The 20,469-nt window shown below is 74.1% G+C and carries 24 protein-coding genes; 9 read left to right on the forward strand and 15 right to left on the reverse strand.

The window, feature by feature from the left end:
* Positions 1-152 precede the first annotated feature (152 nt).
* On the reverse strand, positions 153-1,658 hold the full coding sequence (locus ACFWI8_RS03480) for an MFS transporter (RefSeq protein ID WP_387085054.1): 1,506 nt from the start codon (positions 1,656-1,658) through the stop codon (positions 153-155).
* Between the two features lie 35 nt (positions 1,659-1,693).
* Positions 1,694-2,293 carry a TetR/AcrR family transcriptional regulator gene (locus ACFWI8_RS03485; protein ID WP_387085056.1) on the reverse strand — a complete coding sequence of 200 codons (600 nt, stop codon included), beginning with the start codon at positions 2,291-2,293 and terminating at the stop codon, positions 1,694-1,696.
* A gap of 266 nt (positions 2,294-2,559) precedes the next feature.
* Here ACFWI8_RS03485 and ACFWI8_RS03490 point away from each other — a divergent pair, with 266 nt between their 5' ends.
* Positions 2,560-2,985: a TIGR02611 family protein gene (locus tag ACFWI8_RS03490; RefSeq protein WP_387085326.1), complete on the forward strand. Its 426-nt coding sequence runs from the start codon at positions 2,560-2,562 to the stop codon at positions 2,983-2,985.
* On the opposite strand, the gene ACFWI8_RS03495 is transcribed toward ACFWI8_RS03490, so the two are convergent.
* Positions 2,975-3,892, reverse strand: coding sequence for a LysR family transcriptional regulator ArgP (locus tag ACFWI8_RS03495; RefSeq protein ID WP_387085058.1), 918 nt, complete (start codon positions 3,890-3,892; stop codon positions 2,975-2,977). The genes ACFWI8_RS03490 and ACFWI8_RS03495 overlap by 11 nt on opposite strands.
* Before the next feature lie 70 nt (positions 3,893-3,962).
* Between ACFWI8_RS03495 and ACFWI8_RS03500 the strand changes: the two genes are divergently transcribed.
* A complete protein-coding gene (locus ACFWI8_RS03500) occupies positions 3,963-4,589 on the forward strand; it encodes a LysE/ArgO family amino acid transporter (protein WP_387085060.1) in 627 nt (208 codons plus the stop codon).
* Positions 4,590-4,631: 42 nt separating this feature from the next.
* Here the strand turns inward: ACFWI8_RS03500 and ACFWI8_RS03505 are convergent, their stop codons facing one another.
* Complete coding sequence (locus ACFWI8_RS03505) at positions 4,632-4,844, reverse strand: hypothetical protein (RefSeq protein WP_387085061.1); 213 nt, start codon at positions 4,842-4,844, stop codon at positions 4,632-4,634.
* 76 nt (positions 4,845-4,920) lie between these two features.
* Here ACFWI8_RS03505 and ACFWI8_RS03510 point away from each other — a divergent pair, with 76 nt between their 5' ends.
* Positions 4,921-5,484, forward strand: coding sequence for a TetR/AcrR family transcriptional regulator (locus ACFWI8_RS03510; protein ID WP_387085063.1), 564 nt, complete (start codon positions 4,921-4,923; stop codon positions 5,482-5,484).
* Positions 5,485-5,544: 60 nt separating this feature from the next.
* Here ACFWI8_RS03510 and ACFWI8_RS03515 read toward each other — a convergent pair whose 3' ends face one another.
* Entirely contained in the window at positions 5,545-6,012 is a 468-nt protein-coding gene (locus ACFWI8_RS03515) for a MarR family winged helix-turn-helix transcriptional regulator (protein WP_387085065.1), read from the reverse strand.
* 30 nt (positions 6,013-6,042) lie between these two features.
* On the opposite strand from ACFWI8_RS03515, the gene ACFWI8_RS03520 reads away from it, so the two are divergent.
* Positions 6,043-7,125, forward strand: a complete 1,083-nt coding sequence (locus tag ACFWI8_RS03520; protein ID WP_387085067.1) for a GNAT family N-acetyltransferase — start codon at positions 6,043-6,045, stop codon at positions 7,123-7,125.
* A 9-nt stretch (positions 7,126-7,134) separates the two neighbouring features.
* Here ACFWI8_RS03520 and ACFWI8_RS03525 read toward each other — a convergent pair whose 3' ends face one another.
* The 3 genes from ACFWI8_RS03525 to ACFWI8_RS03535 are packed head-to-tail and all read right to left on the reverse strand — an operon-like array spanning position 7,135 to position 9,902.
* Positions 7,135-7,722: a histidine phosphatase family protein gene (locus ACFWI8_RS03525; RefSeq protein ID WP_387085069.1), complete on the reverse strand. Its 588-nt coding sequence runs from the start codon at positions 7,720-7,722 to the stop codon at positions 7,135-7,137.
* Between the two features lie 30 nt (positions 7,723-7,752).
* Entirely contained in the window at positions 7,753-9,279 is a 1,527-nt protein-coding gene (locus ACFWI8_RS03530; protein WP_387085071.1) for a pyruvate, phosphate dikinase, read from the reverse strand.
* Positions 9,276-9,902, reverse strand: a complete 627-nt coding sequence (locus tag ACFWI8_RS03535) for a transcriptional regulator (RefSeq protein WP_387085073.1) — start codon at positions 9,900-9,902, stop codon at positions 9,276-9,278. Before ACFWI8_RS03535 ends, ACFWI8_RS03530 begins: the two co-directional genes overlap by 4 nt.
* Positions 9,903-10,054: 152 nt before the next feature.
* Here ACFWI8_RS03535 and ACFWI8_RS03540 point away from each other — a divergent pair, with 152 nt between their 5' ends.
* Positions 10,055-11,167, forward strand: a complete 1,113-nt coding sequence (locus tag ACFWI8_RS03540) for a helix-turn-helix domain-containing protein (protein ID WP_387085075.1) — start codon at positions 10,055-10,057, stop codon at positions 11,165-11,167.
* 27 nt (positions 11,168-11,194) lie between these two features.
* Here ACFWI8_RS03540 and ACFWI8_RS03545 read toward each other — a convergent pair whose 3' ends face one another.
* Both ACFWI8_RS03545 and ACFWI8_RS03550 read right to left on the reverse strand, forming a co-directional pair.
* On the reverse strand, positions 11,195-11,530 hold the full coding sequence (locus ACFWI8_RS03545) for a hypothetical protein (RefSeq protein ID WP_387085077.1): 336 nt from the start codon (positions 11,528-11,530) through the stop codon (positions 11,195-11,197).
* A gap of 47 nt (positions 11,531-11,577) precedes the next feature.
* Positions 11,578-12,120, reverse strand: a complete 543-nt coding sequence (locus tag ACFWI8_RS03550; protein ID WP_387085079.1) for a hypothetical protein — start codon at positions 12,118-12,120, stop codon at positions 11,578-11,580.
* 314 nt (positions 12,121-12,434) lie between these two features.
* Between ACFWI8_RS03550 and ACFWI8_RS03555 the strand changes: the two genes are divergently transcribed.
* Both ACFWI8_RS03555 and ACFWI8_RS03560 read left to right on the forward strand, forming a co-directional pair.
* Positions 12,435-12,845 carry a hypothetical protein gene (locus tag ACFWI8_RS03555; RefSeq protein WP_387085081.1) on the forward strand — a complete coding sequence of 137 codons (411 nt, stop codon included), beginning with the start codon at positions 12,435-12,437 and terminating at the stop codon, positions 12,843-12,845.
* Between the two features lie 2 nt (positions 12,846-12,847).
* Positions 12,848-13,789: a hypothetical protein gene (locus ACFWI8_RS03560; protein WP_387085083.1), complete on the forward strand. Its 942-nt coding sequence runs from the start codon at positions 12,848-12,850 to the stop codon at positions 13,787-13,789.
* A 33-nt stretch (positions 13,790-13,822) separates the two neighbouring features.
* Here ACFWI8_RS03560 and ACFWI8_RS03565 read toward each other — a convergent pair whose 3' ends face one another.
* On the reverse strand, positions 13,823-14,182 hold the full coding sequence (locus tag ACFWI8_RS03565) for an ArsR/SmtB family transcription factor (protein ID WP_387085085.1): 360 nt from the start codon (positions 14,180-14,182) through the stop codon (positions 13,823-13,825).
* Positions 14,183-14,286: 104 nt separating this feature from the next.
* On the opposite strand from ACFWI8_RS03565, the gene ACFWI8_RS03570 reads away from it, so the two are divergent.
* Both ACFWI8_RS03570 and ACFWI8_RS03575 read left to right on the forward strand, forming a co-directional pair.
* Positions 14,287-15,519 carry a PP2C family protein-serine/threonine phosphatase gene (locus ACFWI8_RS03570; RefSeq protein ID WP_387085087.1) on the forward strand — a complete coding sequence of 411 codons (1,233 nt, stop codon included), beginning with the start codon at positions 14,287-14,289 and terminating at the stop codon, positions 15,517-15,519.
* Positions 15,520-15,627: 108 nt separating this feature from the next.
* Positions 15,628-16,686, forward strand: coding sequence for a xylan 1,4-beta-xylosidase (locus ACFWI8_RS03575; RefSeq protein WP_387085089.1), 1,059 nt, complete (start codon positions 15,628-15,630; stop codon positions 16,684-16,686).
* Positions 16,687-16,698: 12 nt separating this feature from the next.
* Here the strand turns inward: ACFWI8_RS03575 and ACFWI8_RS03580 are convergent, their stop codons facing one another.
* The 4 genes from ACFWI8_RS03580 to ACFWI8_RS03595 form a co-directional block, all read right to left on the reverse strand.
* Positions 16,699-17,574: a hypothetical protein gene (locus ACFWI8_RS03580; protein WP_387085090.1), complete on the reverse strand. Its 876-nt coding sequence runs from the start codon at positions 17,572-17,574 to the stop codon at positions 16,699-16,701.
* Positions 17,575-17,666: 92 nt separating this feature from the next.
* On the reverse strand, positions 17,667-18,485 hold the full coding sequence (locus tag ACFWI8_RS03585) for an ABC transporter permease (protein ID WP_387085092.1): 819 nt from the start codon (positions 18,483-18,485) through the stop codon (positions 17,667-17,669).
* A 6-nt stretch (positions 18,486-18,491) separates the two neighbouring features.
* Positions 18,492-19,322 (reverse strand): ABC transporter permease, encoded by an 831-nt coding sequence (locus ACFWI8_RS03590; protein WP_387085094.1) that lies wholly within the window; start codon positions 19,320-19,322, stop codon positions 18,492-18,494.
* Positions 19,319-20,338: an ATP-binding cassette domain-containing protein gene (locus ACFWI8_RS03595; RefSeq protein WP_387085096.1), complete on the reverse strand. Its 1,020-nt coding sequence runs from the start codon at positions 20,336-20,338 to the stop codon at positions 19,319-19,321. The genes ACFWI8_RS03590 and ACFWI8_RS03595 overlap by 4 nt, the downstream gene beginning before the upstream one ends.
* Between the last annotated feature and the right edge of the window lie 131 nt (positions 20,339-20,469).

Raw genomic sequence — 20,469 nt, forward strand, 5'->3', positions numbered from 1 at the left:
GGCGCGAGATTAGCGAGCGGCGTTCTCGGCTGTGAATGGTCTCCGTCGCTTCTTGAGCGTTTCCTGAGGTAACTAGCCCGCCGTACATGTGCTTTCGCGACCAACCGGGCGCCGCCGCCCGCCGGGTGGGCGGGCGGAGCGGCGTCCGGGTGTCACATGTGGATGACCGGGGCGGCGTCGGGGTCCTCAGCGACCCGGCCGCGGCGGTAGAGCAGGGCGCTGACGACGAGTCCGGCGGCGAAGAAGGCGGCGGACCACCAGTAGGAGGTGGCGTAGCTCTCCAGTTGGGCCTGGGCCATGACGGCCGGGTCGCGGGGGTCCTTGCCGGCCAGGTAGTCGGTGGCGGCGCTGGCGGCCAGCGTGTTGAGGAGGGCGGTGCCGATGGAGCCGCCGATCTGCTGCATGGTGTTGACCGTCGCGGAGGCGACGCCGGCGTCCTCGGCGGCCACCCCGCTGGTGGCCAGGCTCATCGCCGGGGCCATGACCAGGCCCATGCCCAGGCCCGTGATGACCAGCGGCGGCATGACGTGGGCGGCGTAGCCGCTTCCGAGGTCGAGGCCGGTCATCCAGACGAGGCCCGCGGCGGCGACGCCCATGCCGAGCGGGACGATCGGCCGGGGGCCGAAGCGGGGGACCAGGACGCCGGTGGAGAGCGTGGCGGTGATCATGAGCCCGGCGACCATGGGCAGGAAGGCGAGGCCGGTCTCGATGGGCGTGTAGAACAGGCTCGCCTGGAGGTAGTAGGTGAGGAAGAGGAAGACGCCGAACATGCCGGCGCCGCTGATCAGCACCGCGAGGAAGGACGCGCCGCGGTTGCGGTCGAGCAGGACGCGCAGCGGCAGCAGCGGGTGGGCGGCCCTCGTCTGCCACCAGGTGAAGGTGGCGAGCAGCCCGGCGCCGGCCAACAGGCAGCCCCAGGTGGCCACGTGGCCCCAGTCGTGGGACTCGGCGTTGGAGAAGCCGTAGACGACGGCGAACAGACCGGTGGAGACCAGCAGGGTGCCGGGGACGTCCAGGGTCGCCGAGCGGTCCCTCGCGGTGCGCTGGAGCAGGATCGCCCCGCCGACGAAGGCGGCGACGGCGAAGACCAGGTTGACGTAGAGGGTCCAGCGCCAGTCCAGGGTCTCGGTGAGCACCCCGCCGAGCAGCAGGCCGATCGCGCCGCCGGCGCCGGCGATCGCGCCGTAGACGCCGAACGCCCTGGCCCGCTCCCTGGCGTCGGTGAACGTGGTGGTGAGCAGGGAGAGCGCGGCGGGCGCGAGCAGGGCGCCGAAGACGCCCTGGAGGGCGCGGGCGGCGATGAGGACCTCGAAGCTGCCGGCCGCGCCGCCGAGGGCGGAGGCGGCGGCGAAGCCGACGAGCCCGGTCAGGAAGGTGATCCGGCGGCCGAACAGGTCGGCGATGCGCCCGCCGAGGAGCAGCAGGCTGCCGAAGGCGAGGGCGTAGGCGGTGACCACCCACTGGCGGTCGCCGTCGGTGAACCCGAGGTCCTGCTGGGCCGAGGGCAGCGCGATGTTCACGATGGTGGCGTCGAGGACCACCATGAGCTGGGCGATCCCGATGACGACCAGGATCCACCAGCGGCGCCGGGACGCGGGCGCGTCGGTGGGGGCGACCGGGGCGGGGCCGACGGGGGCGTCGGCTGCGGTGCGAGACATGACGGAGGGCTCCAACGGGGGGTGGGTGGTACGGGTCAGCTGTTCCGCAGGGCGGGCAGGACGGCGCCGTCGATGAAGCCGACGAGGTAGTCGGCGTCCGCGTAAGCGTCCTCGAACAGCCGGCGGGTGAACAGCGCGGCGAAGAGCAGCTGCGGCAGGAAGGCCGTGGCGGCCGGAGTGCCGGCCAGCTCGCCGCGCTCGACGGCGCGGCGCACGAAGGACAGCACGTGCTCGTGTTCCGGCTCGATCAGCGACTCCCTGAGCGCCAGGCGCAGGGCCGGTTCGGTGAGCGTCGCGTGGCCGAGCCCGGCGATGAGGGCCGTGTCCTGCTCCGCCTGGGCGGCGAGCGTGGTGACGAAGGCCAGGAGGTCGCCGCGGAGCGTGCCGGTGTCGATCGTGCTCGCGTCCACCGGGCGGGTGGCGTACAGCGCGGCGGCCACCAGTTGCGGCTTGCCCGGCCACTGGCGGTACAGCGTCGCCTTGCTGCAGCGGGCGCGGGTCGCCACGGCGTCCATCGTGAGGGCCTCGTAGCCGACCTCGCGCAGCACGTCGATGGTGGTGGTCAGGAGCTCCAGCTCCCGCTCCGGCGTCATGCGTGGCCGGCGGACCCGGGATGCCGGCGCCTCGTCGGGCATCGCGCCTCCTTTTTGGTACGGAACGGTTCCGTACTAAAAGTAGAGCGAGGGTCGGGAGAAACGCAAACGTTCCCTACCTGAGGGGTGGCCGGGGCGGCCGTTTAGCCTGGACGGAGGGTGCTACCACTTGCCCCTGCTGTCACTCGGCGAGATTCTCGGGGGGACAGCGCCAGCGTCATCGAGGGGGGTCGACCTTAGAGATGAGCCACATGGATGTACGGGAACCCGACGGGATCGCCGGCCCGGCGTCCCCCGGCCAGGGGGAGATGGGCCCGGGCGAGATCAGCCCCGGCGAGGCCGCCCGGCTCATGAAGGACGAGAAGCCGCTGGGCTCCCGCGCCCCCAGGTTCGTGAAGGGCTCCCGCGCCCTCCACCTGGGCTGGCAGGTCGGCGTCTTCCTGCTCGGCCTGGTGGTCGTGGTGATCGGCGTGATCATGCTGCCGCTGCCCGGCCCCGGCTGGCTGGTGATCTTCGCCGGGATGGCGATCTGGGGCACCGAGTTCGTCTGGGCCCAGCTGGTGCTGCGATGGACCAAGCGCAAGGTCACGGAGGCCGCGCAGCGCGCCCTCGACCCCCGGGTGCGGCGCCGCAACATCATCCTGACCTCGATCGGCCTCGCCATCTGCGCCGTGCTGCTCTCGGTGTACGTGTGGCAGTTCGGGCTCGTCATGCCCTGGACCATCAGCGACTGAGCGGCGGCTGGGGATACAGGAACTCGGCCGCCGCCCTGGCGACGGTCTCCGCGACGAGCGCGAGGGCCGGCACGTCCAGCTTCCACTGCTGCCAGTACAGCGGCACGTCCATCCACCGGCCGGGCGCCAGCTCGGTGAGGGCGCCGGAGCGCAGCAGCGGCTCCGCCTGCGGCTCGGGGACCAGGCCCCAGCCGAGCCCGGCGGCCACCGCGTCGCGGAAGCCCTCCGAGGTGGGCACGTGGTGCCGGAGCCGGCTGGCGCCCCGGCTGCCGGGCACGAGGGCCAGGAGGAACCGGTCCTGCAACTCGTCCCGCCGGTCGAAGACGATCACCGGCGCCTCGGCCAGCCGGCGCTCCGGCGGCCCGGACGACACGTGGCGGGCCGCGAACTCCGGGCTCGCCACCGGCAGGTACCGTGCCAGGCCGAGGGGCCGCACCGTACAGCCCGTGACCGGCTCGACCGACGAGGTCACCGCGGCCATCACCTGTCCCTCGCGCAGCAGCGTCGCGGTGTGCGCCTCGTCCTCCCGGTGCAGCTCGAAGTAGACCGGCGGGTCCCGCGGCACCCGCGTCAGGGCCGGCAGGAACCAGGTGGCGAGGGAGTCCGCGTTCACGGCGATCGGCAGCCGGGCCGGCTCCGACTCGGTCGCGATCCCGAGGTCGGTCCGCGCGTCCCGCTCCAGTACGGCCAGCTGGCGCGCGAACCGCACCAGCACCTGCCCGGACTCCGTCGGCCTGACCGGCTTGGTGCGGGTCACCAGCACCCGCCCGACCCGCTGCTCCAGCGTCTTGACCCGCTGGCTGACCGCGGAGGGGGTCACGTGCAGGGCCGCCGCGGCGGCGTCGAAGGTGCCCTCGTCGACGACGGCGAGCAGCGTGCGCACCTGGTCGTGGGGCAGATCCGTCATCACGAACGCTAATGATAGGTAAGAAACCTTAGCTGTACTGATGGCGCGGCGGTCCCTAGCGTCGGACCCCATGAGCAGTGGGTACCTCCCGGCGGCCACCGCCGGATTCGTCACCGGCCTGTCCCTCATCGTCGCCATCGGCGCGCAGAACGCGTTCGTGCTGCGCCAGGGGGCGCGCGGGCAGGCGGTCCTCCCGGTGGTCGCCATCTGCGCCGCCTCCGACGCGGTCCTGATCGCGCTCGGGGTGGCCGGCCTCGGCGCCGTGGTCACCGCGTGGCCCCCCGCGCTGACCGTGGTCGGCCTGGCCGGCGGCGGCTTCCTGATCTGCTACGGACTGCTGGCCGCCCGCCGGGCCCTGCGGCCCGCCGCCGGGCAGGCGCTGACCGCGGAGGGCGCCGCGGCGGGTTCGGTCCGCACCGCGGTGCTCACCTGTCTGGCCCTGACCTGGCTCAACCCGCACGTCTACCTGGACACCGTGCTGCTGCTCGGCTCGGTCGCCGCCGACCGCGGCTCGCTGCGCTGGGTCTTCGGGCTCGGCGCGATGCTGGCCAGCCTGGCGTGGTTCGCCGGCCTCGGCTACGGCGCCCGGCTCCTCGGCGGCCTGCTGTCCCGCCCCGCCGCGTGGCGGGTGCTGGACGTGCTGGTCGCGGCCACCATGCTCGCGCTGGGCGCCATGCTGCTGGTCCGTGCCCTCTGAACGCACGGGCCCTGCCGGACGGGCCCTGCCGGGCCGGCGCGCTCAGTTGCACGGGTCGGTGAACGACCGGCCGGTCACCGGCTTGGCGATGAGAACCAGCGCGGCGCGCTCGGCGGCTGTGAGGTACGGCGAGTCCTGCCAGGACGCCACCGAGGTGATCCGCTCCTCCGACTCCCCGGCGCGCAGCCGGACCGGGCTGATCGTCGGGCGCGGCACCGAGCCGTTGGCGGTGACGACCGGGCGCGGGCGGAGCACCACGACCGTGCCCAGGGGCGGGGGCTACTGTGTGCCACGGTGAGCGGGTCACCATCGGTGTCGATCCAGGACGGGCATGACTGACACACCCGGCGGCAGCCGTCGTCGCGATCCCGAGCGGCGGGAGCGGATCATCTCCGCCTGCCTGGACGTGATCGCCGAGTCCGGGGTGGCCGGCACCTCGCATCGCAGGGTGGCCGCCGCGGCGGGCGTGCCGCTCGGGTCGATGACGTACCACTTCTCCGGCATGGACGAGCTGCTGCACGAGGCGTTCGCCCGCTTCTCCCGGTCGGTCAGCGACCGGTTCGAGCGGCGGATGGCCCAGGCCGAGGACGCCGAGGCGGCCAGGCGGGCGATCGTCGCGATCATCACCGAGGACGTGTCCGGCACCCGGCGTGACCTGGTCCTGACCCACGAGCTGTACACGCTCGCTGCCCGCGAACCGGCGTTCCGCACGCTGACCAACGCGTGGATGGCCCGTAGCCGCGCCGCCCTGGAACGCCACTTCGCCCCGGCCACCGCCCGGCTGCTGGACGCCCTCATCGAGGGCCTGACCATCCACCGCGCGCTCGACACCGAGCCCCGGGAGCAGGACCCGGCGCTCGTCGTCGCCGCCGTCGAGCGACTCACCCGCCCCTAGGGCCCACCTTTCTGGCCTCCGGCCGCCGTCCTGGGCGCCCCCTGGCCCGCGCTCGCCGGGTCAGCTCTCGATGTCCTCCAGCTTCTGGGCGATGCGTTCGACGGCGCTGAGGTCCTCGGGCGAAAGTCGGTCGATGAGGTGGCGTCGTACCGAGGCGACATGCGCCGGGGCGGCACCCCTGAGGGTGTCCAGGCCGTGGTCGGTGAGGATGAGGAAACAGCCCCTGCCGTCCGCCGGGTCGGGTGCACGCCGCAGCAGGCCGCGCGCTTCCATCCGGGTGGCGTGCCGGGAGAGCCGGCTGCGGGTCCATCGCATCTTGGCGGCCTGTTCCCGCAGGGTGCTGGTGTGGTCGGGCCGCTCCGACAACGTGCTGAGCACCTCGTAGTCGGCCTCGGAGAGCCCGACCGCGCTCAGGTCACGCGCCGTGGCGGCCTGCACGGCGACCACCATGCGCCGGTAGGCCCGCCACGCCCGCTCCTCGTCCGGGGTCAGCCAGCGCACACGCTCAGTCGAGGATTTCATTGACATGTAACCAATCTATCGCCTATTTTCGTTTCCATGTCAACGAAATCGGTACCGCGTGTCCTCGTTCTGGTGTGCAGCACCCGACCCGGCGCCCTCGGCCCGGCGGTCGGCGCGTGGCTGACCGAGACGCTCAAGCCCCGCGCCGGGGAGCTCGACGTCGAGCTCGTGCCCGTGAACCTCGGTGACCTCGACCTGCCCTTCCTGGACGAGGAGGAGCATCCGTCCTCGGGCGTCTACCAGCACGAACACACCAGACGGTGGAGCACGCTCGTGGACGCCGCGGACGGCTTCCTCGTGGTGACCCCCGAGTACAACTACGGAATGCCGGCGACCTTGAAGAACGCGCTCGACTACCTCGGTCGCGAGTGGGCGTGGAAACCGATCGGGTTCGTCAGCTACGGAAACACCTCCGCGGGGACGCGCTCGGTCCAGCACGCCAAACAGGTGGTGACCACGCTGCGCCTGGTGCCGTTGGGTAACACCGTCGCGATCCGCATCAGTGACGCGCTCGAAGACGGCAAGGTCCGCCCCGGCGCCGCTCTCGCCGGGGCGGCCGTCGGCGTCCTGGACGAACTGGTCCGGGTCGCACACGCCCTACGGCCGATGCGCGAGCGGGTACGCCCCGGCCTCCCGCCAGGCCCGCTGCCGGGTTCCTACCTGAGGCGGCTGACCCCTGATGACGCTCCCGAGGTCACGGTGCTCCAGCGGTGCTGTTGGGTGGACGAGGCCCTTGTCAACGACACCCTGACCGTCCCGGCCCTGCGCGAGTCAGGGGAACAGGTGGGCGAGTGGCTGGCGACGTGGCACACCACGGGACTCTGGCGGGACGGTCGGTTGCTTGGCATGGTGCGGACCCGACGTGTCGACACCGACTGGCACGTGGGCCGGCTCGGCGTCGTACCCGACCTGCGCGGCCAGGGACTGGGCCGCTGGCTGTTGCGCACGGCCGAAGCCGCGGCCGAGCCGAACTGCCGCCGCATCGTGCTCCGCACCGGCGTCCGCAGCCGACGGAACATCGGCCTCTACGAGAGCGAGGGGTACCAACCGGCGTCACGCGCCGGCGATGACGGCACCGCCTGCCTCAGCAAGGACATAACCCCACACAAGGTGGCCTAGCGGCGCGGCCTAGGGGCGCGCGCCGGGTCCGAAGCCGGTCCACCGCAGCTCGGCCGGCAGGTGGCCCATGTCGTTGTAGAGCAGCACCGTCGGCGGCAGCCCGTCGCGGTACTCGATCGCCGTCAGCGCCGCGTTCCCGCAGCTCAGGCCGAGCCAGCGGGCTGGTGGCGCGTCCAGGGCGTGCCTCAGCAGCCAGGCCACCGGGTAGGCGTGGGTGACCAGCACCTCGTGGGTCTCGGTCTCGGCGGGGCGCGCGAACCTGGCGACCAGGGCGGCGGCCAGGCGTTCCCCGGCCGCGGCCTCCTCCGCCTCGTACCCGTCGAAGAACGCCGCCCACGCCGGGCCGGGGTCGGCCGGCACGTGCGGCACGTGGTCGACCAGTTCGGCCGCCTCCCGCACGGTGGTGCCCGGCAGGAACGCGCCGATGATCCGCGCGCACCGCTCCGCCCTCGGCAGCGGGGAGTGCCACACGGCGTCGACCGGCAGCGCGGCCAGCCGCCGCCCGACCAGTTCGGACTGCCGTCGCCCGACCTCGGTCAGTTCGCCGAACGCGTCCGCCGCGCCGTGTCGTACCAGGTGGATGTGTCGAGTCGGCATCGCCGAGCTCCCTTCGAGTTCCGGTTCACGTCAGTTCGCGCGTCGGCTCTCGGCACGGGACGCCAGCGCGGCGTGGGCCGCGGCGAGGCGCTCGGCCTCGTCGCGTGCCGAGTGGTCGCCCGAGACGTCGTCGGCCCAGGCGAGCAGCCGACGCAGGTGGTCGCCGGCCGGGTGCGCGACGACGCGGGGGCGGCCGAGGGCGATCTCGCCGCCGGTCCCGTCGACGGTGACGAGGTCGCCGTCGCCGAGGGTCCGGCCGCCGGCCGTCACGGTGCCGGCCTCGGCGTCGACGGCGAGTCCCGCGACGCCCACGACCGCGGGCCTGTCCAGGGCGCGGGCCACGACCGCGGCGTGGCTGGCCGGCCCGCCGCGGGCGGTGACGACGCCGGCGGCGACGGCGAGCCCCGGCAGGTCGTCAGGGGAGGTCTCCGGGCGCACCAGGACGACCGGGGCGTCCCCGGCCATGCGCACCGCCAAGGCCGCCGTGGTCGCCACCCGGCCGACCGCGACGCCCGGGCAGGCGCCGAGCCCTCTGGCGAAGACGTCGGCCTCCCCGGGCGACGCGATGCGCGGCGTGCGGACGTGCCTCAGCTGCCCGGGCGAGACCCTGCGCAGCGCCTCCTCCCGCCCGATCAGCCGCTCGTCGACCAGCTCGGTGGCGAGCCTGACCCCGGCGGCGCCGCCGAACCGTCCCGGCCTGACCTGGAGGAACCACAGCTCGCCCGACTGGTGGGTGAACTCGACGTAGCAGGCGTCGCGGTAGTGCCGCTCGATCCGGTCCAGGGCGTCGAGCAGCTCGGCCCAGACCGCCGGCTCGCGCGCGGCGAGCTCGCGCAGCGGCCGGGTCGCCGACCGGCCCGAGACCACGTCGTCCCCCTGCCGCCCGAACAGCACGTCGCCGAACGGGACGCGCTCGCCGGTGGTGGGGTCGCGGCTGAACGCGACCCCGGTGCCGCTGTGGTCGTCGCGGTTGCCGAACACCATCGCCTGGACGACGGCGGCCGTGCCCAGCTCGTGCGGGATGGCGTGCACGGCGCGGTAGGTGCGGGCGCGCGGCGCGTCCCAGGAGGCGAACACGGCGCGCAGCGCCAGCTCCAACTGGCGGCGCGCGTCGTCCGGGGCGGGCGCGTCACTGGTCGCGGCGAAGCTCGTGAGGAACCGCCGCCGCGAGTCCCGGGCGAACCGCGGGTCGCCCGTCTCGGCGGCCAGGGCGGCGGTGGCCCCGGTCGTCAGGCCGAGGCCGAGGACCGTGGACATCATGCCGGGCATGGACACGCCGGCCCCGGAGCGTACGGAGACCACCAGCGGTCGCCGCGGCCCGCCGAAGGCACGGCCGGTGGCGCGTTCGAGATCGGCGACGGCGGTCGCCAGCTCGTCGTGGAGACCGGCCGGCAGCCGCCCGGCCCGCAGGAAGGCACGGCACGCCTCCGCGGTGACGACGAACCCGGCCGGCACCCGCAGCCCGAGGCGGTGCAGCAGGGCGAGGCCGAGCGCCTTGCCGCCCACCGTCTCCGGCCGTTCCCGGAGCTCGGCGGAGATGGGGCGGATCCACCTCATCGCCGGAGCCCCAGGGTGGCGAGCAGGTCCTCGTGCCACTCGGCCCACACCGTGTGGTACGAGGCGAGGTCGTCGGTCAGGTACGCCGTCGCGCCGGCGGCGGCGCGGTCCAGGGCGCCGGCGAGCCGGTCGCCGTAGCGGGCGAAGCGGGGCAGCGCCGCGGCCAGTTCGGCGCGGACCGGGACGGCGCGCCGGTCGAGGTCGCGGAACCCGGCGAGTACCCGGGCGTCGTAGGCCGGGTCGCGGTGGTCGTTGGCGGTCACGACGCCGTCGACGGTGCGGAGCTGCCAGGCCGCGCAGAGGTCGAGCAGCTCCGGGTTGAGCACCAGGAACCGGTCGAACGCCGCCGTCACGGCCGCCCGGGCGCCGGCCGCGTCGAGTTCGTGCGCGATCAGCTCGGCGTGCGCGGCGCGGCCGGCCTCCGTGAGCGACCAGCCGGGCATGGGGCCGGGGTAGCGGGAGACGAGGCCCTCGATTCCGAGGGCGATGAGCTCGGACTCGACGTCTGACTCGTCGAGGCCGGTGACCGAGCGGAGCCGCTCGGGTCCTGCGGTGCCGACGCAGCGCAGGGCGTGCAGGAGCAGCAGGGAGCTGTCCGGCGTCGGGTTGTCGGGTGGGTTCATGGCGGGTGGTCCCTCGGGGTGCGGTTCGGTCGGTGGTCGTCGCGGCGGGCCCGGCGGGGCGCCCCCGCGTTTCCGATGCCCGCGTTTTTCGGATGATGATGCCATCCGGATGTTGGTTGTATCATGACACGGCGCGAGCGGAAGGGGACACGATGGCGAGGTTGACCCGGGCCCAGCAGCAGGAGCGGACGCGTGCGGCGGTGCTGGTCGCCGCGCGGGCGGAGTTCGCCGAGCGCGGCTACGCGGAGGCCAAGGTCGACCGGATCGCCGAGCGGGCCGAGCTGACCAGGGGCGCCGTCTACTCCAACTTCACCGGCAAGCGCGCGCTCTACCTGGCGGTGCTCGCCGAGGACGCCGAGCGGGCCGCCGCCGCGGCCGAACCGCCGGCGCGCCCGCCGGCCTCGGCCGGGCGGGCGCTCGGCGCCTTCGCGCGGGTCTGGCTGGAACGCCTGCCGCTCGCCGGCGACCCCCCGGCGAGCGGGCACCTCAGGCTGCGTTCGCTCTCCGGCGTGCTCGACACCGGTCCCGCCCGGGCCGCGCTGGCCGAACTCCTGCGCTTCGAGGCCCTGTTGCTTGCCCTGGCGCTCGAACCGCGCTCCCCGGCGCCCATCCGGATGACGCGCCGCGCCGAACTGGCCCTGACCCTGCTGCACGGCGCGGCCGGCCTCGCGGAGAGCGCCCCCGGCGTCGGCGACCCCTTCGACCTGGCCGCCGCCGCCGAGCACCTGGCCGACACCGCCCTCACGGACGACGCGGAGCCGCCGCACCTGCCCTTCGTCGCCCCGGCCCGGCCGACCGCGGACCGGTGGGCGGCGCCGCGCGGCGCGCGCGACGAGATCACCGGGCGCCAGGTCGACCTCGGCGCCGACGGGGTGCTCGTCGTGCTGGGGGTGGCGCGGCTCTCGGCGGCCGAGGAGGCGGTGCGCTCGGCGCGGCCGGGCGACGAGGTGACGATCGTCGTCGTGTCGGGCGACCCGGCCGAGACCGGGCGGCTGGCCCGACTGCGCGTCGTCGACCTCGTCGGCTGCCTGCGGCGGGTGTTCCCGGCCGGGGAACTGCCCGGTCCGCGCGTCGTGTTGGACGAGGCCGGCGCGGTGCCCGCGGCCCTGGGGCTCGGCCCGGTGGACGACGGCGCCGAGTTCGCGGTCCGGGTGGACGGCGGACGTGTCGTGGCCCGCGCGGAGGGGCGCGGCGCGGGGCACGCGGCGGCCGGCCACGGCGCCACCCGGGACCGTGGCCGGCGGCAGGGGCCGGCGCCCGCCTGACGACCGGTCAGTCGGGGACGGCCTGGTTCAGTGCGTGCGGCGGGCCAGGACGGCCACCGGCAGCGTGAGCGCGGCGAGTGCGGCGCCGATCCACAGCACGCTCGTGGTGGCGACCGACTCGACGGCGAGACCGCCGAGGAACGCGCCGAGCGCGATGGACAGGTTGAAGGTGGAGACGAACAGCGAGGACGCGGCCTCGCCGGCGTCCGGGGCGGCGCCGAGGATCCAGGTCTGGAAGCTGACCGGCACGGCGCCGTAGCCCAGGCCCCACAGGACGAGGACGACCCCCGCGACGGCCTCGTCATCGGCTACGCCACCCCGCCCGACCGCGCCTCCGGCGCGGCGCTCGACGCGCTCTGCCACGCCCTGCCGGGCCCGCCGGCCGGTGCCGACGGGCCCGACCCGGTCGGCTAGCTCTCCCTGCCGGGGCAGCTGATGTTCGGGTTGATGTGCTCGAACACGCCGTTGGGGTTCTCCTCCCAGACCCACGCGTGCAGCGTGTAGTAGGGGAGGGTGGCCGGCGGGGTGAACTCCTCGCCGAAGAGGCTGGCCTCGCGCTTCGAGACGTAGCCCACGGCGGCCAGCTTCAGGCTGCCGTCCTCCTGCGGCACGTACACCATCGAGTTGGGCTCGGTGATCGCCAACTCCTCCTGGCTCTCGGCCACCTCCCGGACGAAGTGGTAGCCGAGGCCCGTGATGCAGGACTCGCCGAGCGTGTAGCCGTCGGCCTCCGCCAGTCGCACGTTCTGGTAGCGGGCCGTGGCCCTTCTGACCCGCTCCAGCTGCGCCTCGAGGTCGTCGGCCTCCTCCGTGCCGGTGTCGTCGCCGTCCCCGGCCTCGTCGTGGTGGGTGCCGGTGGGGGTCTCCTCGGCCAGCGCGAGGCTCGCCGGGGTGAGGGCGAGCGCGGTGGCCAGGCCGAGGGCGCCGACGGCCCTGAGTGAGCTTCCGTTCATCTCCAACTCCTTCTCGTCTCACGGGGGGTATGCAGTGAATGTCCGTGAGACGAGTTTTGGTCGATTTTCCACCGGTCGCCATCGAGGACGGGCCGAACGTGTGGCGGGCGCCGCGGTCAGGCGCCGCCTCGGCCAGCAGGCGGACGGCGGCCCCGGCGACGCCCGCCGCGTGGCGGGGCGGGTGGCCGGCGTCCGACGCGGAGCAGCAGTCGCACCGCCCCGGGGGGGCAACTTCCGTGGCTCGGGCTTCCGTTGGGCGACCACTCAGGCAATGCTGGCCACCTGGCTGCGAACCGGCGGGGGAAGGGGAGGACGTGAGCGGCGTGGGCTTCGACGGACCGGGGCGGACGAAAGACCTGTTGGCGGCGGTGTGCGCGCACGCCGACGAGATCCGCGCCGCCCTTCTCGCCCGTCCGGGCCACGGCGCGGGGCCCTTGGACGACGTGCTGGCCGCCATGGACGCCGGTGCCGGTCTCGCCGGTCCGCTCGACGTGCTGCACGCCGTGCTCCAGGCATCCGGCGACGCGCTCGGCCTGCTCGCGTACTCCGACCACGACGCCACGACACGTGGTCTCCAACCGACCGGCATCAGCGAGACCGAGCTCGCCGAGACCGTCTACCTGTGCCCGACCGACCGCTGTACCCGTTACTGGTTCCCCATCGGCTCGGCGCCGGTACCGGGCTGCCGGTTCGACGGCGCCCCGCTGCGCGCGGACCACCTCTAGCCGTGGAAGCCCTGCTGTCCGAACTGGGGAGCAAGCTCGCCGAGCGGTGGGTGTCGCTGCTCGTCCTGCCCGGCGTGCTCTATCTGGTCGTGGTCGCCGTCGCCGGAGAGCTGGGGCACGGTCACCCGTTCGACGTGCCGCGCCTGAGCGAGCGGATCAGCGAGGTGGCCGCGCACCCGGCCACGGAGACCGCCGGCGGTCAGGTCGTGGTCCTCGGCGCCGTGCTGGCCGCGGCGGCGTCCGTGGGCATCGTGGCACGGGCGCTCGGCTCCGTCGTCGAACGCGGCTGGCTGGCCGCCGAGTGGCGTTCCTGGCCGCGCCCGCTCCGGGCCCTGGCCGCGCGGCGGGTGAGGAGCCGGCGGCGCCGGTGGACGGCCGCCCACGACGCCTGGCGGCGGCTGCGGGCGGAGGCCGCACGGGCCAGGGCGCTCGGGCGGCGGCTCCCCGCCGGTGAGCGGCACGCCGCGCGGCGCGACATGGAGCGCGTCGCGCCGGAGTTTCCCGACCGGCCCACGTGGAGCGGGGACCGGGTGCACGCGGCTGCCGTGCGCGTCGCGCGCGATCAGCGGCTCGACCTGGCCACCGTGTGGCCGCACCTCTGGCTCGTGCTGCCCGAGGAGAGCCGCGTCCAGCTCACCACCGCCCGGCAGGACCTCGGCCGTGCCACCGCACTCGCCGCCTGGGCCCTGCTCTACCTGCCCGTCGCCGCCTGGTGGTGGCCGGCGCTGTTCGCCGCCGCCGGACTCGCCGTCACCGCCCGGTGGCGCACTCGCGCCGCGGCCGGCGACTACGCCGCGCTGCTGGAGGCCGCCGTCCGCCTGCACACCCTCGACCTGGCCCAGCGTCTCGGCTTCGACGTCGCCGGGCGGCTCACCCCCGAGCAGTACCTGGAACTCGACCGGCTCCTCGAAACCACGCCGGAGCCAGGACCGGGGGAGCGTTGAGGGGAGCGGTCGGCCGGCGCGCCGGCCGGCGGTTCAGTCGTGCGGCGGCAGGGAGCGGAGCTGGTGGTCCGCGACGTTCAGTGCCTCGTCGACCAGGCGGCGCAGGTGCCCGTCGCGCAGGGAGTAGACGACCCGGCGGCCGTCCTTGTGGGTGGCGACCAGGCCGGCCAGACGGAGCTTCGCCAGGTGCTGGCTGACGGCGGGCCTGGCCGCACCGATGTGCTCGGTGAGGGTGGTCACGTCCGCCTCGCCCCGCCCGAGCCGCTCCAGCAGCGCCAGCCGGGTGCGGTCGGCGAGCAGTGCCAGGACGGCGGCGGCGGCCTCCAGGCGGGCGACGTCCTCGGGCTGCCGCGGGTGCGGCGCGTCCGCCGTCTCGCTGCTCGTGCTGCTCACCCGCCCATCCTAGAACCGCTCCCCGCGCCGTCGGGGCCGCGCCGACGCGCCGTGCTTCGGCGTAATGCGCTGGCCGGGCGGGCCCCTCGCGCGACCTTGCAGCCATGGGTGCCTTGGATGAGGAGAGCGTGGACCGGTCGGAGAGCTTCGGCGAGCGGCTGCTCGGCCGGCTGCTCGACCGGGCCCGGCTGATGCCGCCGCAGCTGGTGGCTCCGCTGGTCGCGGAGGAGGTGGCCACGATCGGCGGCCGGGACGTATCCATCCTGCTCCAGGACTACGCCCAGGAGCTGCTGGTCCCGCTGCCGGGCAGGAACCTGCGGGTGCCCCAGCCGGAGCCGGTGGACGGCTCGGCGGCCGGCCGGGCCTTCCTGCGCGCGGAGGTCGTCGAGGTGGCGCAGGCGGACGGCGTCCGGATGTACCTGCCGCTGCTGGACGGCAGCGACGAGGTGGGGGTCATGGTCCTCACGCTGGACACCGTCGGTGACGACCACCGGCGCCTGCTGCGCAGGCTCGCCGGCCTGGTCGCCGACATGCTGGTCACCAAGGGCGCCTACACGGACCAGTTCTTCCTGGCCAGGCGCCGGGAGCCGATGAGCGTGTCGGCCGAGATCCAGTGGGGGCTGCTGCCGCCGTTGAGCATGTCCGTGCGGCAGGTCGAGGTGGCCGGCATCCTGGAGCCCGCCTACCGCGCCGCGGGGGACAGCTTCGACTACGCCCTCAACGACAACATCCTGCACATAGCGGTGATCGACGCGATGGGCCACGACCTGGACGCCGCCGCCATGGCGACCGTCGCGATCGGCGCCTACCGCCACGCGCGCCGGGTGTTCATCAGCCTGGCCGAGAAGTACGCGTTCATGGACGACGCCATCTCGCGGCAGTTCGGGCCCGACCACTTCGTCACGGCGCAGCTGATGCACGTGAACGTCGCCACCGGCGCGATGGAGCTGGTCAACGCCGGCCACCCGGCGCCGCTGCTGATCCGCGACGGCCGGGTCGTGGCGCAGCTGGAGAGCGCGACGACGCTGCCGGTCGGCTTCGGCGGCGAGGTCCCGAAGGTCAGGGAGCACATGCTGGAACCCGGTGACCGGGTGCTGTGCTACACCGACGGCATCATCGAGGAACGCCTCTGCGACGGGGCGCCGTTCGGCGAGGAGCGGCTCATCGACTGCGTCGACCGCCTCGGCGTGGAGCCGACGGAGGGGGCGCGGGCGTACCTGCGTCGGCTCTCCCACACCCTGCGGAGAGAGCGGGAGGGGCACACCAGCGACGACGCCACCCTCTTCATGGTCCAGTGGCGCGGCGGCGGCCCCGAGCGTCTTGCGGCTCTCGACTGACCTCTGTCCGGCGGCGGTTGTGATGTCCTACGATCAACCGTGCCTTCAGCCGTGGAGACTTCGGGTCGTCGGTCGGGTCGTCGCGCGCGCGGTCGCGCGTTGGGTGCCGTGGCGTTGTTCGCCGCGCTCGGCGTCGCGGCGCCGGCCGGCGCGTCGGGCGCGCCGGAGGCGCCGGAGGCCGCGGTGACCTTCCAGGCCGGGATCACCCACATCCAGCAGAGCGTGGACGGCGAGCCGGCGTCGCGGGCGCGCGCCGAGGCGCTGCTGGAGACGGTCGGGCCGCTGCAGAACCAGCACCTGATGGGCTGGGGGGCCGAGAACCCGGAGCCGGAGCCCGGCGTCTACGACTGGGCCAGCCTGGACGAGCGGATCGCCCTCATCGAGCGGACCGGCGGCGAGCCGGTGATCACCCTGTGCTCGGCGCCCGGCTGGATGAAGGACGCCGACGACTGGGACATGGACGCGGCGCCCACCCCCGAGCACTACGACGACTTCGCCGACCTGGCGGTGGAGACCGCGCGGCGCTACCCGCAGGTGCGCCACTTCCAGGTGTGGAACGAGTTCAAGGGCTTCTGGGACGAGGAACGCAACCGGTGGGACCACGAGGGCTACACCGAGCTCTACAACCTGGTCTACACCCGGCTCAAGGAGCACGACCCGGACCTGGTCGTCGGCGGCCCCTACGTCTCCCTCAACGTGTACGCGGACCCCGAGCGGATGAGCCACCCCTCGGAGCTGAGCGGCGACTGGGGCACCGTCGACCAGCGTGACCTGGACGCCATCGAGTACTGGCTGGAGCACAACGCCGGCGCCGACTTCCTCGCCGTCGACGGCTGGTCGCGGACCAGGGACGGCCACCATCCCCCGGCGGAGCGGGCCGGCGACATGTTCCGCGCCGTCAGCGAGTGGCTCGTGGAACGCACCGAACTGCCCGTCTGGTGGTCCGAGTTCTACGCCCCGCTGGGGCCCGACAGCTACGAGAGCTCGCCGGCCGCGATCCGCTCGGTGCTCACCGGCATGCGTGACGGCGGTGCCTCGGTCGCCCTGTGGTGGGGTCCCGAGTGCGACGGCTCGGGATTCCCCTGCGTGTGGACCTCGACCCGCGAGACCGGCGGCGGGCTTCCGACGGAGTACCTGCCGGTGCTGCGGGAGTTCGCGGCCGACTGAGGCCCGGTCGGGTCAGCTTCTGGTGAGGCGGTAGGTCATGCTGTCCGTCAGCACGCAGAAGCCAGGCGACATGACGATGACGCGCAGGGTGCCGGTGCGGCGGTCGTAGTCGACGCCCTGCGCCTCGAAGGCGCCGGAACAGCCGCTGCGGAGCGGGAGTTGGCGCAGCGCCGTGACGCGTCCCGACACGTCGGCCGTGCCGTTCGGCGGTCCGGAGAGGTCGATCCCGAGCAGCGGCTTGGTGACGCCGAACAGGCTGCCCTCCGGGTCGTCGGAGGAGCACAGCAGCGTGGTCGGCCCCGAGAAGTCGCAGCCCTGGACGTCGCGCACGGCGCGGTCGAGGCGGACGGTGGAGACCAGCGGGAGGTCGGCCGACGGCGAGGTGCTCGGGTTGACGCCCGGGGTCGGGAGGACCAGCAGCCGGTTCATCGTGCCGTACTCGCCGGACAGCATCCACTGACCGTCGGGCGAGACGGCGACCCATGAGTTGTTCAGGGCCTCGCCGGGGGCGAGCCGGTGGACGTACTCGGTCCAGCCGCCGTCGGGCGCCTGGACCCGGAACATCTTCGTGTCGCCCGAGTCCCGTTGGTAGGGCTCGATGTAGTGGCCGTCGTAGGACGCGTCGGGGTCGCCGACGTGGTTCCAGCCGCGGGCGCGGACGTCGACGGGGATGGTGCCGATGCCGGTGTAGCGGTTGGCGCTGCCTGCCGGCACCTCGACGGAGGCCAGTCCCTGGCTCTCGGTCAGCGGGTCGGCGCGGTCCGAGCCGACCTCGGTCCAGGTGTCCGCCGCCGTGGCCGGCGGGGCGGTGGCCACGGCGGCGGCGGTGACGAGGGCGAGCAGGCCGGTCAGGGCGGCGTGCCGGCGGTGCCTGGGGCGCGGGGACATGGGGGTCCGCTCCTCGGTGGGGGTGGGGGACGCGTCGGGGCGGACAGTACGACGCCCAGGTAGCCATGTACAGACCAATGGGCCGGTCGGCGTCAGGTGCCGGAGCTCGCGTAGTGCCGGAGTTGGCCGCGCCACAGCAGGTAGGCGGCGGCGTAGAGGACCGGGCCCGCGAGCGGGGCGGCGTAGGCGAGCCACGGGGCGACGTGCAGTCCCTCGGTGCGGTCGAGCAGGACGCCGGCCGGCAGGTAGGCGACGAAGGCGACGGGCACCAGGTAGGTCAGGGCGAGTCGCGCCGTGTCGGGGAAGGCCTTCAGCGGGTAGCCGCCGAAGGTGTTCATGATGTCGTCGACCAGGCCGCGCAGGGCCAGGTTGGACAGCATGCGGAACGAGAAGGAGGCCAGGGCGAGTTGGCAGGCGCCCTCGACCAGGGCCCCGCCGACCAGCGCCAGGCTCAGGTGGAGCAGGGCGGCGGGCGTGGGCTCGAAGCCCACCTGGTGGGCGGCGAAGGTCAGCACGACCAGGCCGGTGACCAGGTCGCCGAGGGTGGGCAGATGGATCTGGCGGCACAGCAGCTGCGTGAGCGGCCCGGCCGGGCGCACCAGGTAGCGGTCGAACTCGCCGGTGCGGATGGTCAGGTCGAGGCTGTGGAGCTGGCTGGTGGGGACCATCAGCAGGCCGTGCGCGGTGACCCGCATCCCGTAGAGGAACGCGATCTCCGCCAGCGACCAGCCACCGAGCTCCCCGAAGCGGCTGGTGACGGCCCACAGGAACGCCAGGCCGACGCCCTGGTAGGCGACGCCGCCGGCGAGCGTGAGCAGGAGGTTGCCCCGGTACTGGAGTTGGGAGCGGAACGCGGCCCCGGCCAGGATCAGATAGGCGCGGTGGCGGGGGACGGGGTTGGCCGCGGACATGCCGGGTCAGCCTCCCTGGACGACGACGCGGTGCAGCGCGCGGGACCAGACCAGGCGCATGAGCAGCCACAGGGCCGCGGTCCAGCCGCAGGAGACGGCCAGCGCGGCCAGCACGGGACCGGCGCCCTCGACCTGGCCGAGGTAGAGCGCCACGGGCGTGTAGGTGGTGGTCTGGAACGGCAGGAGCCGGGTCAGCTCGGCCAGCCAGGAGGGCATGAACCACAGCGGGACCAGGGCCCCGGAGAGGAACTGGCCCACGACGCGGAAGATGATGAAGACACCGACGACCTCCAGGGTCCAGAAGCAGACCATGCTGACGACGACCGCCAGCAGCAGCGCGTTCAGCACCGCCGGGACCATGCTCAGCAGGTAGGCGAGGGCGGCACCGGCGGAGGCCGGTGCCTGGGCGCCGCCGGCGAGGACGGCGAACGGCAGCGCGAGCAGGGCGAACGGTGCCCCGGCGAGCACGGCGCCGGCCTGTGCGGACAGCATCTGGGTGGGGAAGGCGACCGGACGCGCCAGGTCGATGGCGACGCTGCCCTCGCGCACCCGCTGGGGGATCGGCGTCGGGTCCATGCCCGCCGGGTTGAGCAGCCAGTTCTGCACCGAGGCGTAGGTGACGTAGGCGAGTTGGGTCGCCAGGGCGACCTGCTGGCCGCCGTGCGCCGCCGCGCTGCCGGAGTCGGGGTAGACCGCGCGCCACACCAGCGCCAGCAGGTAGATCTGGAGCAGCAGCCCGAGTGCCCGGAGGAGGAAGTCGCCCCGGTAGGCGAGCCGCGCGCGGAGGTGGAGGCGGGCGATCCCCAGGTGGGCGCCGAGCCGTTGACCGGGCGTCACGCCGGCGCCTCGCGGGCCGCGTATATGCCGTGCACGACGCCCTCGAGACCTGGCTCGATCAGGGACAGGTCGGTGACCGCGTGCCGGGCCAGGACCGCGGCGACGACCTCCGCCACCTGGACGCGGGCCGGGTCGAAGCGCAGCGTGACCGCCCGCGCCTCCGCCCCCGCGTCGGGATCCGGATCGCGCTCCACGCCTGGCACGTCGAGGCCGCGCCAGTCGCCGCCGTCGGCCAGCTGGACGACGAGCCGGCGGTGCGGGGCGTAGCGCTCCTTGAGCCGGGCGACGTCGCCGTCGTACAGGACGCGCCCCTCGTCGATGAGCACGATGCGGCGGCACAGGCGTTCCACGTCGTCCAAATCGTGCGTGGTCAGCACGATCGTCGTGCCGTCCTGCCGGTTGCGGGTGGCGATGAACTCGCGGATCCGCTCCCTGGCCACCACGTCGAGGCCGATGGTGGGCTCGTCGAGGAAGAGGATGCGCGGCTCGGGCAGCATGGCCGCGGCCAGGTCGCCGCGCATCCGCTGGCCGAGCGAGAGCTGCCGCACGGGCGTGTCCAGGAAGGGGCCGAGCCCCAGCACCTCGGTGAGGTGGGCCGAGTTGGCCCGGTGCCTGGCCCGTTCGACGCCGTAGAGCCGGCCCACGAGCTCCAGCGAGTCCCGCAGCGGCAGGTCCCACCACAGCTGGGTGCGCTGGCCGAACACGACGCCGATGTTCCTGGCGTGCCGCTCCCGCTCCCGCCACGGCACCAGGCCCGCGACCCGCACCCGGCCGGCCGTGGGGCGCAGGATGCCGGTGAGCGTCTTGATGGTGGTGGACTTCCCGGCGCCGTTCGGCCCCAGGTAGCCGACGAGTTCGCCCTCACCGAGGGAGAACGAGACGCCGTCCACCGCCCGCCTGGTCACGTGCCGCCGGGTCAGCAGGGTCCTGAGCCCGCCGAAGGGGCCCTCGATCCGCAGCGGCCGGCGGTACTCCTTGACCAGCTCCTCTACCTCGATGACCGGAGCGATCGCCACCGGGCTGCCTCCCTCTCCTCGGCCCCTCTGTCTAGCCGATCGGACAACCGCCGCGCGAACGGTTTACAGCCTCCGACTCGCTGTGCAATATCACACGTGACACCCGCTCAACCCGCACGGTCCCCGTCCTC

This window comes from Streptomyces sp. NPDC127098, from assembly GCF_042722465.1.
GTDB classification, from domain to species: Bacteria; Actinomycetota; Actinomycetes; order Streptomycetales; family Streptomycetaceae; genus Streptomyces; species Streptomyces millisiae.

Bases quoted from the DNA above. Each gene is read 5' to 3' on its own strand.
- ACFWI8_RS03510 (WP_387085063.1), top strand. From the start codon at position 4,921: ATGACTGACACACCCGGCGGCAGCCGTCGTCGCGATCCCGAGCGGCGG.
- ACFWI8_RS03485 (WP_387085056.1), bottom strand. From the start codon at position 2,293: ATGCCCGACGAGGCGCCGGCATCCCGGGTCCGCCGGCCACGCATGACG.
- ACFWI8_RS03570 (WP_387085087.1), top strand. From the start codon at position 14,287: ATGGGTGCCTTGGATGAGGAGAGCGTGGACCGGTCGGAGAGCTTCGGC.
- ACFWI8_RS03515 (WP_387085065.1), bottom strand. From the start codon at position 6,012: ATGTCAATGAAATCCTCGACTGAGCGTGTGCGCTGGCTGACCCCGGAC.
- ACFWI8_RS03585 (WP_387085092.1), bottom strand. From the start codon at position 18,485: ATGTCCGCGGCCAACCCCGTCCCCCGCCACCGCGCCTATCTGATCCTG.
- ACFWI8_RS03535 (WP_387085073.1), bottom strand. From the start codon at position 9,902: ATGAACCCACCCGACAACCCGACGCCGGACAGCTCCCTGCTGCTCCTG.
- ACFWI8_RS03520 (WP_387085067.1), top strand. From the start codon at position 6,043: ATGTCAACGAAATCGGTACCGCGTGTCCTCGTTCTGGTGTGCAGCACC.
- ACFWI8_RS03525 (WP_387085069.1), bottom strand. From the start codon at position 7,722: ATGCCGACTCGACACATCCACCTGGTACGACACGGCGCGGCGGACGCG.
- ACFWI8_RS03500 (WP_387085060.1), top strand. From the start codon at position 3,963: ATGAGCAGTGGGTACCTCCCGGCGGCCACCGCCGGATTCGTCACCGGC.
- ACFWI8_RS03495 (WP_387085058.1), bottom strand. From the start codon at position 3,892: ATGACGGATCTGCCCCACGACCAGGTGCGCACGCTGCTCGCCGTCGTC.
- ACFWI8_RS03480 (WP_387085054.1), bottom strand. From the start codon at position 1,658: ATGTCTCGCACCGCAGCCGACGCCCCCGTCGGCCCCGCCCCGGTCGCC.
- ACFWI8_RS03490 (WP_387085326.1), top strand. From the start codon at position 2,560: ATGGGCCCGGGCGAGATCAGCCCCGGCGAGGCCGCCCGGCTCATGAAG.
- ACFWI8_RS03550 (WP_387085079.1), bottom strand. From the start codon at position 12,120: ATGAACGGAAGCTCACTCAGGGCCGTCGGCGCCCTCGGCCTGGCCACC.
- ACFWI8_RS03580 (WP_387085090.1), bottom strand. From the start codon at position 17,574: ATGTCCCCGCGCCCCAGGCACCGCCGGCACGCCGCCCTGACCGGCCTG.
- ACFWI8_RS03530 (WP_387085071.1), bottom strand. From the start codon at position 9,279: ATGAGGTGGATCCGCCCCATCTCCGCCGAGCTCCGGGAACGGCCGGAG.
- ACFWI8_RS03540 (WP_387085075.1), top strand. From the start codon at position 10,055: ATGGCGAGGTTGACCCGGGCCCAGCAGCAGGAGCGGACGCGTGCGGCG.